The sequence below is a fragment of the Streptomyces sp. BV286 genome (assembly GCF_019090165.1).
Classification (GTDB): domain Bacteria; phylum Actinomycetota; class Actinomycetes; order Streptomycetales; family Streptomycetaceae; genus Streptomyces.
Genome location: NZ_JAHRIB010000141.1, coordinates 272,703 through 288,772, shown reverse-complemented (window position 1 = coordinate 288,772; position 16,070 = coordinate 272,703). Strand labels below are relative to the sequence as shown.

Here is a 16,070-nt window from a genome sequence, read left to right as displayed (position 1 = left end):
CGACTTCGAGTCCCCCCGCATCCGGAGTTCAACCGAGGACGGCGTCGTTTCAGCAGCGCTCCTCCGGCGTACGGGGAGCCCCGCGCCCGTCCCGGTCGGCCCGGCCGCCGGCGCCGAGCAGCCCCGTCGGCCGGAACGGCTCCCGTGCCGCCAGCCGGGGCAGTGTCCGGCGTGACAGGCGCATCACGACCGGTGGCAGCACGGCACGGCCCAGCTGGGCGGCGCGGAGCCAGGACGGCACGTACACGGCGGTGCGCCGCCGCTCGATCGCGCGCACCAGCCGGGGGGCCACCTTCTGTACGGGCCATACGCGGCGGGCGGGCGGCGGCATGTGGGTGCGCAGCTCGCGCAGCACGGCGTGCTCGTCGGCGTCGCGGATCATGTCGGTGTCGGTCCAGTTGAGGTAGGCGATGCCCACCGCGACGCGCTGGTGCGCCACCTCGGCCCGGAGGGAGTGGGCGAAGGACTCGGCACCCGCCTTCGACGCGCAGTAGGCGCTCATCATCGGCGCCGCGCCGATCGACGCCAGTGAGGCGACCTGCAGGAAGTAGCCCGCCGTGGTCACCAGGTCGGGCAGGAAGGTGCGCGCGGTGATCGCGCTGCCGGTGAGATTGACGTCGACCACCCGGCGCCAGGTCGCCGCGTCCGACTCGGCGAAGGGGCCGCCCTCGGCGATGCCCGCGTTGGCGATCACCACGGACGGCGTGCCGAGGCGTACGCGCACCTCGCGGGCGACGTCGGCCATGGCCGCGTCGTCGGTGATGTCGACCTCCCAGGCCACCGCCGGGACGGGCAGCTCGGCCGCCAACGCCTCCAGGGCCTCCTTCTCGTGCCCGAGGAGCGCCAGCCGGGCGCCCCGGTCGGCCAGATCACGTGCCAGGGCGGCTCCCAGTCCCCGGGCCGCTCCGGTCACCACCACCGTGCGGTCACGCAGCGGATCGTGTGCCACGGGGCCCCCTTCCTGCCTGGCTCGGTCGCTTGCGGACGGACGAGAGGTCGTTCCCCAGGACTGCTGTGTACCCGGATGCGGGAAGTGGAGTCCCTTCCCATCCGACCACGATCCAGTCCGGCGCGACACCGCGGCCCGCTCGCGAAGATCCTCCGCGTCCTCCACCTGGAGACACAGGAAAACCCCAGCATCGACAGAGTGATTGACGCGCACCCAGGGGCCCCTCTACTTTCTGATCGACTTTCCGAACCACGTTCGAAATATCGATCCTCGATGGGTTGTGGGCGTGCCCGACGCCCCCTCCCGCACACACCGCGCCACCGCTCACTCCGCCCCGCACCCCCGCACCCGCCTGGAGAGCAAGATGAGCGCAAGACCTCAGCCGTCCCGACGCCTGTTCCTGGGTATGGCCGCCACCACTCCCCTCGCCGTGTCCGGCGTACTGACCCTCGGCGCCGGGACCGCACACGCGGCCGACTCGGCGTACGTGATGTGCTACTTCACCGAGTCGACCAGCCTCGGTGCGGGCACCGACTACGGCCTCCATCTCGCGGTCAGCCCCGACTCGCTCAACTGGACGCCGCTCAACCAGAACAATCCCGTGGTCACCCCCACGGCGGGCGCCCTCGGCCTGCGCGACCCGTTCCTCATGCGCAAGCAGGACGGCACCTTCGTCGCGATGGCCACCGACCTCAAGGGCACCGACTGGGCGTACAACAGCCAGTACATCCACGTCTGGGACTCCGCCGACCTGCGCACCTTCACGGGCTACCGCCGCCTCAAGCTCCACGACATGACCACCCACAGCTGGGCCCCCGAGGCGTTCTGGGACGCCGGCCGGGGCCAGTACGCGGTCATCTACTCCTCGGTCAACTCCAGCGGCCACAACGTGATCATGGTGAACTACACCAGCGACTTCGTCACCGCCTCGGCCCCTCAGGTCTTCTTCGACCCCGGTTACGACGTCATCGACGGCAACATGGCCGTCGGCGTCAACGGGGTCAACTACCTCTTCTTCAAGAAGAACCAGACACTGGTGGCCGCGCGGTCCACGTCACTCAACCCGGGCAGCTTCACCGAGTTCAGCACCGGCGTGGCGCACGGGGGCACCGAGGCCCCGACCGTGTTCAAGTCACTGACCTCCAGCAACTGGTACCTCTGGGGAGACACGTACACCCCCAACGGCGTCTTCTACGCCTGGCAGTCCACCAACCTGGCCTCGGGCACCTGGACCGCGCTCGACCAGAAGACCTACACCCAGCCGGTCAACTCCAAACACTGCGGCATCACGACCATCACCACGACCGAGTACAACAACCTGCTCACCAAGTGGGGCGCGCCGGGCTGGAACCGGCTCAAGTCGTACAACTACCCGGCCCGTTACGTCCGCCACGCCAACTACGCGGCGCGCATCGACACCTACCCGTTCGACCTCTGGACCGACGCGCAGTGGAAGCTCGTCCCCGGCCTCGCCGACAGCTCCGCGGTCTCCTTCCAGTCGGTGAGCCATCCCACCCGCTACCTGCGCCACTACAACTACCAGCTCCAACTCGACGTCAACGACGGCACGTCGACGTTCGCGGGCGACGCCACCTTCCACCGCACGGCGGGCCTCGCGGACTCCAGCTGGGCGTCGTTCCGCTCGTACAACAACCCGACCCGCTACATCCGCCACTCCAACTACGTGCTGCGCATCGATCCGGTCTCCACGTCCACCGAGCAGCAGGACGCGACGTTCCGCGTCGGTTACTGAACCCCGGACCGCACGTCGGCGGCGGCCGGGAAGGTGTCACCGGCGTGCGGCGCCCTGCACGAACGATCACCACCCCGGCGCCGCCGCAGGATCGTGCGGCAAACCCACCACAAACGTCTTCATGGGCGATGGAACGATATTCCGCATCACATCACTTGATTTATGGGCTCTCTGTATATTGAGCTCATGAATGGGCGAATGGCCATTCTCCGTACGATCGACGACGGTGTCACGGTGACCGAGGCGATCCGTCTCGCCCTGGAACACGCCGTGGCGGAACTCGGCGGGATCGGCGGCATGGTCCATATGGGCGGCCCCGAAAGCCTGCGAGGCCTGCATCTGGTCGCGAGCAGCGGTCTGCCCCCGGCCATGACGGAATCCTGGGTGCGCATCCCGGACGACGGAGGACTCCCTCCGGTCCGGGCCGTACGCGAAGGTGCCCGCATCTGGCTGCCGGCGGTCTCGCACGGCGAGCCCTCCAGCGGCACCACCTCCGCGGGCGCGGAGTGCGGCCGGGGTCTCGCCACCGTCCCGCTGCCCGGGCCCGACGGACCGCCCGGCGCGCTCACCGTCGTCACCGGCACCTCGTACACCCCCGAATCCGGACAGTGGTCCTTCCTGGAGTCCGTGGCCGGCTGGGTCGCCGAACGGCTGGGCCGCCCTCTCCTGCCCAAGGAGCCGGCACCGCCGGAGCATCCGCCGGGCCCGCTCCTGCAACAGGCGCTGGAGGCCGTACGCGTCGGTTCCTGGGAGTGGGTCATGGCGACCGACGAGGTGAAGCTGGACGAGGCGGCGATGACCGTGCTCGGCTTCTTGCCGGAGGAGTTCGACCGGCGGGCGGAGACCTGGCTGGACCGCGTCCATCCCGACGACCGGCCCCTGGTGACCGCCGAGGTCGACAAGGCGATCCGTGACCACAGCCCGTACGGCACCGAGTACCGGATGAACCGCGCGGACGGCACCGTCGGATGGGTCCAGGTACGCGGACAGGTCAAGCTCGCGGACGGCGACCGGCCCGTCGGCATGGTCGGCACCCTCTGGGACACCACCGGGTCCCGCAGCGCCCGTGACGCCATCAGCCGGGCCCTGCGTCACATGAGCGACGGATTCCTCACCCTCGACCACCAGTGGCGGATCACCTTCCTCAACAAGGAGGCGGAACGCGTCCTCGGCCGCGGCCAGGAGCTGATCGGGCACCTCGTATGGGATCTTGCCGCGCTGCGGGTACCCGGTCTGCGGTCCCTCTGCGAGGAGACGGCCGCCGGGTCCACCCCCACCGGGCTGGACATCCTGGCACCCAGGACCCGGCGCTGGTCCCACCTTCGGCTGGTACCGCTTCCCGAGGGACTGGCCGTCTTCTTCACCGACATCCACGAGAAGCGGATGCGGGACGCCGAGCTGGAGGCCGCCGCCCACGCCCAGGCCGAACGGGCCGCCCGCGTCGGAGAACTGACGGCCGCGCTCGCCAGGGCCATCGGCTCGCAGGGAGTGGTGGACGCGGTGGCCCGGCACGTCCTGCCACCGTTCGGCGCCGCCGGGCTCATGATCCAGGTCATCGAGGACGAGCACACCCGGGTCGTCGGCAGCGTCGGCTACTCCCGGGAGTTCGTCGACCGGGTGGACCACCTGCCCGTCTCGGGCCGGACCGCGGTCACGGACGCACTGCTCACCCGCACCCCGCAGTTCTTCTCCTCGCCCGAGGAGTACGCGTCGCGCTACCCGAAGCAGGCCGGCCAGCCCGCGGCGGGCCACAAACAGGCGTGGGCCTTCCTTCCCCTGATCGCCTCGGACCACCCCGTCGGCGTGTGCGTGATCAGCTTCGACCGGCCGCGCGCCTTCACCGGCGAGGAACGCACCCTCCTGGTCGCGCTCAGCGGTCTCGTCGCCCAGGCCGTGGAACGGGCCCGGCTCTTCGACGCCGAACACGTCCGCGCCCAGGAACTGCAGCGCGGCCTGCTCCCCCGGGCGCTGCCCTCGGTGCCCGCCTGCACCTCCGCGGCGCGCTACCTGCCCGCCCAGCAGGGCATGGACGTGGGCGGCGACTGGTACGACATCATCCCGCTCTCCGGGGACCGGGTCGCCCTCGTGATCGGCGACGTGATGGGCCACGGCACGCCGGAGGCCGCCACCATGGGACGTCTGCGCACGGCCGTGCACACCCTCACCGATCTGGAGCTGCCGCCCGACGAGATCCTCGCCCACCTCAACGACATCGTCGCCGAGCTCGGTGACGACTCGTACGCCACCTGTCTCTACGGGGTCTACGACCCGACGACCGGCGTCTGGGCGTTCGCCTGCGCCGGGCACCCGCCGCCTGCCGTGGTCCGCCCCGACGGAACGGTCGACTTCCCCGAGGTGGCGCTGAACCCGCCGCTGGGAGCCGGTTCCCCGCCTTTCGAAAGCGTCGAACTCCCGCTGCCCGAGGGCGCGCTCCTCGTCCTCTACACCGACGGGCTGGTCGAGTCCGTCAGCCGTGACATCGACACCGGTATGGCCCAGCTGGCCCGCCTGCTCGGCGAGGACTCCAAGGACGACCTGGACCTCCTGTGCGAGAAGCTCACCGCCGGCCTGCTCCCCGCTCAGCAGCAGTCCGCCGACGACGCGGCCCTGCTCGTCGTCCGCGTACGCCGGCTGCCCGCCGATTCGGTCGTCGCCTGGCCGCTCTCCCCGGAACCACAGGCAGCGGGCGAGGCGCGCAGGCACGTCCGGGAACAGCTGTCCCACTGGGGCCTCGACGAGCTGACCATGACGACGGAGCTGCTGGCCAGCGAGTTGGTGGGCAATGTCGTGCGCCATGCCAAGGGGCCGGTTCAGCTCCGCCTGGTGCGCAGTCGCACCCTGATCTGCGAGGTCTCCGACGGCAGCCTCACCACGCCTCGGATCCGCCGGGCGTCCGAGACCGACGAGGGGGGCCGGGGCCTGCAACTGGTTGCCGCGCTGTCCCAGCGGTGGGGGACGCGCCACACCGCGACCGGCAAGTGCATCTGGACGGAACAGGCTCTGACCGGCCCGGAGTCACCCGATGCCCTCCTGCCCTTCTTCGACCGAGCGGCCTGATCGCCCGTCACCGTGCCGACGGGCCCTCGCCCTACCCGTCAGGAGGGTCCTCGCACCCCTCGAACCGCGCAGGGCCCTACTCACAGGCAGATGCCCCGGGTGGACAGGCCGTCATCGCAACCGGGGGCATCCGCCGTGGGGGTCAGCGGCCGACGCGGATCAGGTCTGTCAGATAGCGCCACAGTGACGAGCGCTGCCGGGCGGACGGGTCCGGGATCACCGTCTCGGCGGTCTCGGGTGCGGCGTCGGGTGCCCGCCGGCGCTCGGACACCGGAGCGAGCTCGTACCGTACGGGCAGCGAACGCAGGCCCCGCATGAAGGGCGAGGAGCGCCAGGGCAGTTGGTCGACCGGCAGGGCGAGGTCCAGATGGGAGAACCGCTCGAACAGGCGGCCCACACCGACCGCCGCGACCGTCGACGCCAGCTCGCGCGCGGGACACTGGCGACGGCCCGCGCCCCATGACAGATGTGCCCGGGTGCTGACCGTCGTGCTCGGGCACACGTTGTCGGAGAAGAGCGGGTCGGCGTGCGCCGCGGCGGAGGAGACCCATACCGGATCGCCCTCCCGGATCGTGTAGTTGCCGAGCGGGGTGTCCTTGGCGGCGAACCGCGGGACGAAGTTCACCAGCGGCGGCTTCCGCATGACCACCCGGTTCATGGACTCCCTGACCAGCCCGGCGGACAGGCTGGCCCGTACGCCGCCCTCACCCGAGATGACCTCGACCACCGTGTTGGAGACGAGGATGCCGACGTGGTCGGACGTCATGCCCAGCAGCATGAACAGTTCCCTGGCCAGCTCGTCGAGCGAGAGGTCGGGGTGTGCCGCCAGCAGGTAGGAGGGGAAGTCGTCCCCGGGCTTCTCCCGCTTCGCCGCCGCCAGCTCCGCCAGCGTCGCGAGCAGCCGTTCCAGGGCGGGCTCCGCGTCCGGTCCCGCGTCCAGCACCCGCCACATGTCCATCAGCGCGTCGTCGCCCTGCGAACCGGGAAATCCGAGCAGATGACTCGCCACCATCAGCGGCAGCGGCCTCGCGAACTGGGCGGACAAGTCCGCCAGTCCGGTCCCGCCGGCCTGTCCGACCAGGGTGATCAGTTCGTCCGCGTAGGCGGTGACAGCGGCCTTGAGCCTCTTCGCCTGAGGGTGGCGCGGGTCCTGGAACGGCTTGAGGGCCAGGTCCCACGCCGTCCGCAGCGGCTGGTACCCCGGACCGCCCTGGATGAGCACGTGGTTGACCTCGAGCGACGGTCCGAGAGGCCAGTCGGCCGGCACCCGGCCCTCCGAACGGGCCCGCCACCTCTCCAGCCCCTTCGGCCACGCGTCGTCGTCCTGGAGCACGTCGAACGCCTCCCGGTAACCGAGGACCAGCCAGGCGGGCACCCCGAGAAGGTCGACGGGAGCCACCGGGCCGTGCCGCTGCCTCAGCCGCTCGTACACGAGGGAGGGCCGCGTCTCGTAGTCCCGGGTCAGCAGCGGTTCAGGCGTCATCGCCTCCAACCGCGTGTCGTCCAGATCCACGGATCCGCCCTCGCCCGACCGGGATTCCATCGTCTCGCCGCCCTCCAACACTCCCTGTACCGACGCCCTTTCAGCCGGTAGCCGGAAACCTTGGGGACCCTACCCCAGGCCACATCAGCGAAGGAACGACGGGGCGCGCCGGCCGGCCCGGTGACGGATCAGGCAGGCGCGCGGTCGCGATCCGGTGCTCCGGTCCTCTGCTTCACCTGCCGGCCGCACCGCCGGACGAGCGATGGACGCACCCCCCGCTGCGTCGGCTCGCCTCATTGAAACCGTTCAATCCACGACGGCTCTGACACCTCGGACCCCATAAGGGCTCCGGCCATTGTCCGACGGATCGTCAAGAAGATGCCCCACACTCATTGACCCTCACCCCGTACGCCTCTACGTTCACCGGCGTGAATCGATTCATATCTCCTATCTGAGGAGTCCCCGTGATCAGCAGGAGGAACATCCTGGCGGGTACGGCGGCAACCGTGGCCGCCGCGGCCACCGACGCCGGTTCCGCGGTGGCCGCACCGGCTTCCCCACCGGCCCGGGCAGGCACGCACCGCGGCTCCCTGCGCGTCACCGCGCCGACCGTCGAGTACGTGCGGCATCCCCTGGGCATCGACGTACAACGCCCCCGGCTGAGCTGGCCGATGACATCGGACGAGCCCGGCGCGCGGCAGAGCGGCTATCGGGTCCGCGTGGCCTCCAGCGCCACGCGCCTCACCCACCCGGACGTCTGGGACAGCGGAAGGATCGCGTCCGCCGAGTCCGTCCTGGTGCCCTACGCGGGACCTCGGCTCAAGCCCCGCACACGCTACTTCTGGTCCGTCCGTGTGTGGGACGGCGACGGCAACGCCTCGGCCTGGAGCGAGCCGTCGTGGTGGGAGACCGGTCTCGTGGACGCCGCGCAGTGGTCCGCACACTGGGTCTCCGCTCCCGCGGCCCTCACGGACGCCCCGTCCTTCGAGGGCAGCGCCTGGATCTGGTTCCCGGAAGGCGAGCCGGCCACCAGCGCACCGGCGGCCACCCGTTGGTTCCGCCGCGTCGTCGAACTCCCGGTGGCGGTAACGGCGGCGACCCTGGCCATCACCGCCGACAACGTGTACGCCGTCTCCGTGAACGGCACCGAGGTGGCCCGCACCGACCTCGCCACGGACAACCAGGGGTGGCGCCGCCCCGCCGTCGTCGAGGTGCTCGCCCCGCTGCGTCCGGGCAGAAACGTCCTGGCGGTCGAGGCCACCAACGCGACCGTGGGGCCCGCCGGCCTGATCGCCGTCCTCAGCCTGCGCACGGCAACCGGCGAACAGCGGATCATCACCGACGACTCCTGGAGGTCGACGGACGAGGAACCCGCCGCGGACTGGCGAGGGGCCGACTTCGACGACAGCGGCTGGCCGGCGGCGAAGGAGGCAGCCGACTGGGGAGCCGGGCCGTGGGGGAAGGTCGTCCCCGCCTCGTTCGCCGCCCATCAACTGCGGCACGAGTTCAGGCTCCCACGCAAGAAGGTGGCGCGCGCCCGCCTGTACGCGACAGCCCTCGGCCTGTACGAAGCCCACCTCAACGGCCGCCGCGTGGGCCGCGACCAGTTCGCCCCCGGCTGGACCGACTACCGCGAACGCGTCCAGTACCAGACCTACGACGTGACCACGCTCCTGCGGCCGGGCGCCAACGCCATCGGCGCGTACGTGGCGCCGGGCTGGTACGCCGGCAACGTCGGCATGTTCGGTCCCCACCAGTACGGCGAACACCCGGCTCTGCTGGCGCAGTTGGAGGTGGACTACGCCGACGGAACGAGCGAACGCGTCACCTCGGGCACCCACTGGCGGGCCGCCCCCGGACCGATCGTCTCCGCCGACCTGCTCAGCGGCGAGACGTACGACGCACGCAAGGAGACCTCCGGCTGGACATCGCCGGGCTTCGACGACCGGGCCTGGCCCGGTGTGCGCGCCGCGGGTGACGCCGCTCCCCCTCTGATCGTGGCCCAGCCGGACGGTCCGGTCCGCGTGGCCGAGGAGCTCCCGGTCAAGCGGGTGACCGAGCCCGAGCCGGGTGTCTTCGTCTTCGACCTGGGCCAGAACATGGTCGGATCGGTACGGCTGCGTGTGTCCGGAGACGCCGGGACCACCGTTCGCCTCAGACATGCGGAGGTCCTCAACCCGGACGGCACCCTCTACACCGCGAACCTGCGCACCGCCGCGGCCACCGACACCTACGTCCTCAAGGGCAGCGGCGAGGAGACGTACGAGCCGCGCTTCACCTTCCACGGCTTCCGCTACGTGGAGGTGACGGGATTCCCCGGTACTCCGTCCGCGGGAGCCGTCACCGGTCGCGTCATGCATACGTCGGCGCCGTTCACCCTCGACTTCGAGACCGACGTCCCGATGCTCAACAAGCTGCACAGCAACATCACTTGGGGCCAGCGCGGCAACTTCCTCTCCGTCCCGACGGACACCCCCGCACGCGACGAACGCCTGGGCTGGACGGGCGACATCAACGTCTTCGCTCCGACCGCCGCGTACACGATGGAGTCGGCCCGCTTCCTCACCAAGTGGCTGGTGGACCTGCGGGACGCGCAGACCGCGGAGGGTTCCTTCACCGACGTGGCCCCCACGGTCGGCGCGCTCGGCGACGGCGTCGCGGGATGGGGCGACGCGGGCGTCACGGTCCCCTGGTCCCTGTACCAGGCGTACGGCGACCTGCAGGTCCTCGACGACGCCTGGCCGTCCGTGCAGGCCTGGCTGAAGTACCTGGAGCGGAACAGCAGCAACCTGCTGCGTCCCGCCAGTGGCTACGGCGACTGGCTGAACGTCTCCGACGAGACACCCAAGGACGTCATCGGCACCGCGTACTTCGCCCACAGCGCCGACCTCGCGGCCCGTATCGCCGAGGAACTCGGCAAGGACGCCGCCCCCTTCACCGGCCTCTTCGAACGCATACGCACGGCGTTCCAGAAGGCGTACGTCACCAGCGACGGCCGAGTGAAGGGCGACACGCAGACGGCCTATGTACTGGCCCTGTCGATGGACCTCCTGCCCACAGAACTGCGGACGGCGGCCGCCGACCGGCTCGTCGCGCTGATCGAGGCCAAGGACTGGCACCTGTCGACGGGCTTCCTCGGCACGCCCAGGCTGCTGCCCGTCCTCACCGACACGGGGCACACCGATGTCGCACACCGTCTGCTCCAGCAGCGGTCCTACCCCGGCTGGGGCTACCAGATCGACAAGGGCGCCACCACGATGTGGGAGCGCTGGGACTCCGTCCGGCCCGACGGCGGCTTCCAGACCCCGGACATGAACTCCTTCAACCACTACGCCTACGGGTCGGTGGGCGAGTGGATGTACACCAACATCGCCGGAATCGCGGCGGGCCGCCCCGGCTACCGGCACATCGTCGTGCGACCTCGTCCGGGCGGGGGTGTCACCTCCGCACGCGCCACGTTCGCCTCGGTCCGCGGCCCCGTCTCCACCCGGTGGCGACAGCGCTCCGGCGGGTTCGACCTGACGTGCTCAGTGCCCGCCAACACGACAGCCGAGGTGTGGATCCCCGCGGCCGAGCCGAAGGCGGTCACCCACACCCCCGCGACGTTCCTGCGCAGTGAGGACGGCTGCGCGGTCTACCGGGTCGGCTCGGGCACCCACCGCTTCACCACGTGACCCGCTGAGTCCGGTGGGTCCTGTGCGGGTGCCCGGCCGCGGCGAACGGTCCGGCCGGGCACCCGTCCACCACCCGCTTCACCGCCGCGTGACCGCGGCCAACACATTCCCGGTGCCGCAAGGTTGGCAGGGGCGCGGAGAAGCGCGGTGAGGTCCCCATAGGGTGATCGCATGTCTGCCTCGTTGAGTTCCGCCAGATCCCGCGCCGCGTTGCGCGCATCGGCGCGAGTTTCCGTCGATCTGCTGCTGGTCCTGGTGATGACCGCCGTGACCCTCTGGCTCCTGGGCCGGATGTGGTCCGTGGTCTGGCCACTCATAGTGGGACTGCTCATGACCACCCTGACCTGGCCCCTGGCTCGCTTCCTGCGACGGCACGGATGGCGTCCCGCGCTGGCGGCCTCCGCCGTGACCGTGCTGTTCCTCCTCGTGGCCTCGGCCGTCGCGGCCCTGATCGCGGTCCCGGTGGCCTCCCAGTCCGGCGAGCTGACCGACGGGGTGGTGGCCGGCATCCGCGAACTGCGCGACTGGGCTGCCGGCCCGCCGCTGAACATCGGCGAGGACCAGATCGCGGGCGCCCTGGACGACGCCGTCGCCCGTATCCAGAAGAGCGCAGGCAGCATGGTCACCACGGTCGTCACCGGCGTGAGCACCGTGGTCAACGGTGTGGTCACCGCCGTCCTTGCGGTCTTCCTTATGTTCTTCTTCCTCAAGGACGGGCCGCGGTTCCTGCCGTGGCTCGCCCGTCAGCTGCCCGGCCGACTCGCCACCGACGTCCCGATCGTGGCGGCGCGCAGCTGGGACACCCTGGGTGCGTTCGTGCGTTCGCAGGCGGCCGTCGGTCTGATCGACGCCGTCCTCATCGGTCTCGGTCTGTGGGTGGTGGACGTACCTCTGGTGCTCCCGCTCGCGGTGCTGACCTTCGTCTCCGCGTTCGTGCCGATCGTGGGCGCCCTGTTCGCCGGCTTCGTGGCGGTGCTCATCGCCCTGGTGTCGAACGGTCTGACGGACGCGCTGATCGTGCTGGCGATCATCATCGTCGTGCAGCAGCTCGAAGGGAACGTGTTCCAGCCGATGATCCAGAGCCGCGGGCTCGGTCTGCACGCGGCTGTGATCCTGCTGGCGGTGACCCTCGGCGGCAGCCTGGCCGGCATCGTGGGCAGCCTGCTCGCCGTCCCGGTCGCCGCGCTGATCGCGGTGGTCTGGAACTACCTGCGCGAGCAGCTCAGCGAGCCGCCGCAGGAACCCGACACCGGTGAACCGCAGTCCGGTGCCGCCGTCGCCTCCTGACAGGGCGCCCGAGCCTCGTACGCCACCGTGCGGGCGCCGTGCGCGAAGCGGGCCACGGACGTCATCCCCGACGGCTTCTCGCCCCGCCGGTTCGGTGTTCACTCCCCGGCCGCTATGTACCGGTCCCCGTCCTCGCCGGGCTGCTCCTGTCCGTCCAGATTGACCTTCACCCCGAACGGTTCCAGGGCCTCACGCAGGCGCCGCATGAGCGGATCCGAGAGGTAGTGGTGGTTGAGGTCCAGCTCCTCCAGGTGAGTGAGGGGCTGACCGCTGAGGAGGGCCGCGGCGCCTGTGTCGGTCAGGGTCCCCAGGCCGAGGTGCAGGGACGCGAGCCGGGCGACGACGGGAGCGCCGGCGACGGCGGCGGCTATCTCGTCCTGCATCTCGCTGTTCTGGAGACCGAGGTGCCGCAGGGCGGGCAGGCGGTCGCCGTCCAGCAAGGGAGCCAGGTCGGCGAGGGTGGTGCTGCAGCCGTAGGCCTCCTCGCCCAGCCACAGGTCCAGGCGCCGCAGGCCGGGCAGGTCGCTGGCGGCCAGGCCCCGGGCCACCTCGCCGGGCAGCCCTCCGTTCTCCAGGCGCAGGACACGGAGGTGTTCGTGACGCACCGGCGTCAGCTCCAGTCCGGGCGCACCGCTGAAACCGCCGCCCGAGCCGCGCACGCCGAGTTCCAGCAGGCGAGGGTAGGCGGCCAGGACCGGTGTCACATCACCCTGGACTATCCAGGAGAGCTCGGACTCCTCGTGGGTGAGGTCGGCGAGGTAGAGGGCTTCGAGTCCGCTGAGACGGTCGGCGGCGGCCACGAGCCGGCCGACGGTCTCCTCGGGATCGCCCCCGCTCAGCTCGGAGCCGTAGGCACCCGCTCCGAGCACCAGAGCCCGGACCTGTGCGGGATCCACCGCGTCGAGGAAGCGGTACCAACAGGTCTCGAAGGGTTCCACGCCCGTGACCATTTCGTCGCGGGCCAGCCTCCAGGCCACCTCGCCCGCCGGGGGCAACGGGCCGCGCTCCTCACCGGGAGCGGGGAAGTCGAAGACGGGCAGACCGTGCAGGGTTCCGAGCTGATCGATAGTCACGGGGAGAGCCTGCCACACCTGAACGCCCCCTCCCGCGGGCCTACTTGAGCGCCACCGTCGACCCGCGCACCACCTCGGGGCCGGCGTTCCGGGTCAGCGGCGGGTGTCCCGCGGTGCGTCACAGGTGTCCGCCTCGGCGGCGGTCTTCAGGTCGCGCAGCCACGTTTCGAGGCCCCAGCCGAGGGCCGCGGTAGCGGCGGTCACGTCCGCCTCGACCTGGGCGCCCGTCCAGGTCTCCTCCGTGTGCACGCGGACGCCGCCCTTGACCTTCTCGAACGTCCACAGGTGGACACCCTCGTCGATCCGCAGTCCCTCACCGATCGCGGGGCCGCTCCACACGACGCAGTCGTGACGCTGGAGCTGCCTGACCGTGGAGGTGATCTCCAGCATGGTCGCGGGGGTGGTGGGGGTGGCCGGCGCCGGGGTCGCCCACCGGAATCGTGAACCCTTGCGGAGGGGGCCGGAGTCGAGGCGTTCACCGGCGGTGACCGGGGACTGCCAGGACGGCCAGCGCTCCACGTCGGTCTGCAGGTTCCAGACGGTGCGCAGCGGCGCGTCGATGACGACGTCGGACGCGTAGCGGATCCGGGCGGTGGGGTCGACGCCTTCCCCGCGGCATTCGGAGGAGTTGCCGCGATGCACGGCGGCCTGTGCGGGGGCCGCGAGCGCCGTCGCGCCGAGGACGCCTGCGACGGCGAGCAAGACGGTGAGCAGGGCGGTACGCATGATGGGCATGGGGTGCCTCTCGTGGTGGGTGACGGTGGCTGATCAGAGGGAGCGTCGCGGCGGCCCGGTGGCGGACCGCGTGCGCGTCGAGGTGGCCGCGGTGGCGCTACGGGTTCAGTACGACCTTGCCGACGACGGTGCCGGACTCAGCCAGCCGTAGTGCCTCGGCGGCGCGGCCGAGCGGCAGTTGGGCGGCGATCTGGGCGGTGACGTCGCCGCGCTGGAGGGCTGTGAAGACCTGGGTGAGGTCGGCGCGCAGCCGCGCCCGGAACCGGTTCCTGGCCAGGGCGCGGCCGGCCCAGACGTTGAAGAAGTAGGCGCGGCGCCGGTTGGGCAGGGCGTTCCACAGCCACACCCGGCCGAGGAGTTTGAGGACGGGCCACTGCTTGGATCCCTCGTCGTCGCGGGTGGATGCGCTGCCGTAGGAGACGAGCGTTCCGCCGGGTGCGAGGAGGCGCCAGGAGTCGACGAGGCCCCGGCCGCCGACATGGTCGAAGACGGCGTCCACCCCGCCGGGGGCGAGTTCGCGGACCCGCGCGGCGATGTCTTCGTCGCGGTAGTCGACGGGGGCGACGCCCCTTTCCCGCAGAGCGTCGTGATGGCGCGCGGACGCCGTGCCGATCACCTTCGCCCCCGCGGCCCGGGCGAACTGGACCAGTACCGAGCCGACGCCGCCGTTTGCTCCGTGCACGAGGACGGTCTGCCCCGCACGGACGCGTGCCTTGCGGTGCAGCATCTGCCAGGCGGTGATGCCGTTGACCACCAGGGTCTCGGCCTGCGCCGCCCCGACCCCGTCGGGCACCTCCACCACGTCCGCCGCGTCGACACGTACGTGGCTGGCCCAGCCGCCGACCTTGAGCAGGGCGGCCACCCGGGTGCCGACCATGTCCGCATCCACGCCCTCGCCGGTCGCCAGCACCGTGCCGACCACGTCGTAGCCCGGCACGAAGGGGAACACCGGCTGGTCGTAGTAGCGGCCTCGGCGCATCTGCTGCTCGGCGAAGGAGACCCCGGTCGCCTCCATCCGGATCACGACCTGACCCGGTCCCGCGGCGGGGACGGCTCCGTGCCGGATCTCAAGACCTTCCGGCTCCACCTTGCCCGGCAGTACGACCTCGATGAGTCCTTCGGCGTTCATGACGACCTCCATTGGGCGGCGCTTCGACTTAGGCGTTCTTGCGTTCGTTAGAAGTTGTAACGCATCGCGAGAGTCATCGTCAATAGCTTGCGTGATAGCTTCTAACTACTTCTTGAAGCTGTAGAAACACGACTCCGGACAGGCGGCAGGCCATGGCGGACACGGGCACGCAGACCCCGCGCGAGCGCTACCGCGCCCAGGTGCGGGCCGAGATCAAAGAGCACGCGTGGGAGCAGCTGGCCACGGCGGGTGCCTCCGCGCTCTCCCTCAACGCGATCGCCAAGCGGATGGGGATGAGCGGACCCGCGCTCTACCGGTACTTCGCCAGTCGCGACGAACTCATCACCGAGCTCGTCCGGGACGCCTACCAGAGCCTCGCCGACACCTTCCGCGCGGCCGCCGCCCCAGAACCCGACGCGCCCGCCCTGGCGCACGCCCTACGCGCATGGGCCCTGCGGGACCCCCACCGCTACCTCCTCGTCTACGGCACCCCCGTCCCCGGCTACCAGGCCCCGGACGACGTCACCACGATCGCGCGCGACATCATGGCGACCCTGCTCGACGCCTGCGCCGCGCTGCCCTCGGACGCCCCGGCGACGACGTTCGACTCGCACCTGGAAGAACACCGGGAGTGGGCGGACGGCCACCCCGCCCCGCCCGCCGTCCTCCACCGCGCCCTGACCTTCTGGACGCGGCTGCACGGCACCCTGTCCCTGGAACTCGCGGGCCACTTCACCGGGATGGGCTTCGACCCCGCACTGCTCTACGCGGCGGAACTGGACGCCCTGACCGGCCCGTCGACTCACTGACCACCCGGCCCCCGGAACCGGAACCCCCTCGCTCGGGTGCGGGTGTGCTCTTCGGGCGAGCCTCTCAACGCGCCCGGCGCAGCGGGTACTTGCCCAGGTCGTCGCCGTACGCACGGGCCAG

Annotated in this window: 10 protein-coding genes; 5 read left to right on the top strand and 5 right to left on the bottom strand. The window is 71.0% G+C overall.

Going from position 1 to position 16,070, the window contains the following annotated elements; genetic code table 11:
* Positions 1-49 precede the first annotated feature (49 nt).
* A complete protein-coding gene (locus KUF83_RS21025) occupies positions 50-949 on the bottom strand; it encodes an SDR family oxidoreductase (RefSeq protein WP_217456280.1) in 900 nt (299 codons plus the stop codon).
* A gap of 364 nt (positions 950-1,313) precedes the next feature.
* Here KUF83_RS21025 and KUF83_RS21020 point away from each other — a divergent pair, with 364 nt between their 5' ends.
* Complete coding sequence (locus tag KUF83_RS21020; protein WP_217456279.1) at positions 1,314-2,702, top strand: glycoside hydrolase family 43 protein; 1,389 nt, start codon at positions 1,314-1,316, stop codon at positions 2,700-2,702.
* Positions 2,703-2,900: 198 nt separating this feature from the next.
* Complete coding sequence (locus tag KUF83_RS21015) at positions 2,901-5,759, top strand: SpoIIE family protein phosphatase (RefSeq protein WP_254644116.1); 2,859 nt, start codon at positions 2,901-2,903, stop codon at positions 5,757-5,759.
* A 142-nt stretch (positions 5,760-5,901) separates the two neighbouring features.
* On the opposite strand, the gene KUF83_RS21010 is transcribed toward KUF83_RS21015, so the two are convergent.
* Positions 5,902-7,302: a cytochrome P450 gene (locus KUF83_RS21010; protein WP_217456277.1), complete on the bottom strand. Its 1,401-nt coding sequence runs from the start codon at positions 7,300-7,302 to the stop codon at positions 5,902-5,904.
* Between the two features lie 404 nt (positions 7,303-7,706).
* Between KUF83_RS21010 and KUF83_RS21005 the strand changes: the two genes are divergently transcribed.
* The gene (locus KUF83_RS21005; protein WP_217456276.1) at positions 7,707-10,916 is read left to right on the top strand and encodes an alpha-L-rhamnosidase; all 3,210 of its coding nucleotides are present in this window, start codon (positions 7,707-7,709) and stop codon (positions 10,914-10,916) included.
* A 171-nt stretch (positions 10,917-11,087) separates the two neighbouring features.
* On the top strand, positions 11,088-12,203 hold the full coding sequence (locus KUF83_RS21000) for an AI-2E family transporter (RefSeq protein ID WP_217456275.1): 1,116 nt from the start codon (positions 11,088-11,090) through the stop codon (positions 12,201-12,203).
* Between the two features lie 98 nt (positions 12,204-12,301).
* Here KUF83_RS21000 and KUF83_RS20995 read toward each other — a convergent pair whose 3' ends face one another.
* The 3 genes from KUF83_RS20995 to KUF83_RS20985 form a co-directional block, all read right to left on the bottom strand.
* Complete coding sequence (locus tag KUF83_RS20995; RefSeq protein WP_217456274.1) at positions 12,302-13,276, bottom strand: STM4015 family protein; 975 nt, start codon at positions 13,274-13,276, stop codon at positions 12,302-12,304.
* 93 nt (positions 13,277-13,369) lie between these two features.
* Positions 13,370-14,011, bottom strand: a complete 642-nt coding sequence (locus KUF83_RS20990; protein ID WP_217456273.1) for an SRPBCC family protein — start codon at positions 14,009-14,011, stop codon at positions 13,370-13,372.
* 97 nt (positions 14,012-14,108) lie between these two features.
* A complete protein-coding gene (locus tag KUF83_RS20985) occupies positions 14,109-15,140 on the bottom strand; it encodes a medium chain dehydrogenase/reductase family protein (RefSeq protein WP_217456272.1) in 1,032 nt (343 codons plus the stop codon).
* A gap of 152 nt (positions 15,141-15,292) precedes the next feature.
* On the opposite strand from KUF83_RS20985, the gene KUF83_RS20980 reads away from it, so the two are divergent.
* On the top strand, positions 15,293-15,949 hold the full coding sequence (locus KUF83_RS20980; RefSeq protein WP_217456271.1) for a TetR/AcrR family transcriptional regulator: 657 nt from the start codon (positions 15,293-15,295) through the stop codon (positions 15,947-15,949).
* Positions 15,950-16,070: the final 121 nt, after the last annotated feature.

Bases quoted from the DNA above. Each gene is read 5' to 3' on its own strand.
- KUF83_RS21020 (WP_217456279.1), top strand. From the start codon at position 1,314: ATGAGCGCAAGACCTCAGCCGTCCCGACGCCTGTTCCTGGGTATGGCC.
- KUF83_RS21015 (WP_254644116.1), top strand. From the start codon at position 2,901: ATGGCCATTCTCCGTACGATCGACGACGGTGTCACGGTGACCGAGGCG.
- KUF83_RS21010 (WP_217456277.1), bottom strand. From the start codon at position 7,302: ATGGAATCCCGGTCGGGCGAGGGCGGATCCGTGGATCTGGACGACACG.
- KUF83_RS21000 (WP_217456275.1), top strand. From the start codon at position 11,088: ATGTCTGCCTCGTTGAGTTCCGCCAGATCCCGCGCCGCGTTGCGCGCA.
- KUF83_RS20990 (WP_217456273.1), bottom strand. From the start codon at position 14,011: ATGCCCATCATGCGTACCGCCCTGCTCACCGTCTTGCTCGCCGTCGCA.
- KUF83_RS20985 (WP_217456272.1), bottom strand. From the start codon at position 15,140: ATGAACGCCGAAGGACTCATCGAGGTCGTACTGCCGGGCAAGGTGGAG.
- KUF83_RS20980 (WP_217456271.1), top strand. From the start codon at position 15,293: ATGGCGGACACGGGCACGCAGACCCCGCGCGAGCGCTACCGCGCCCAG.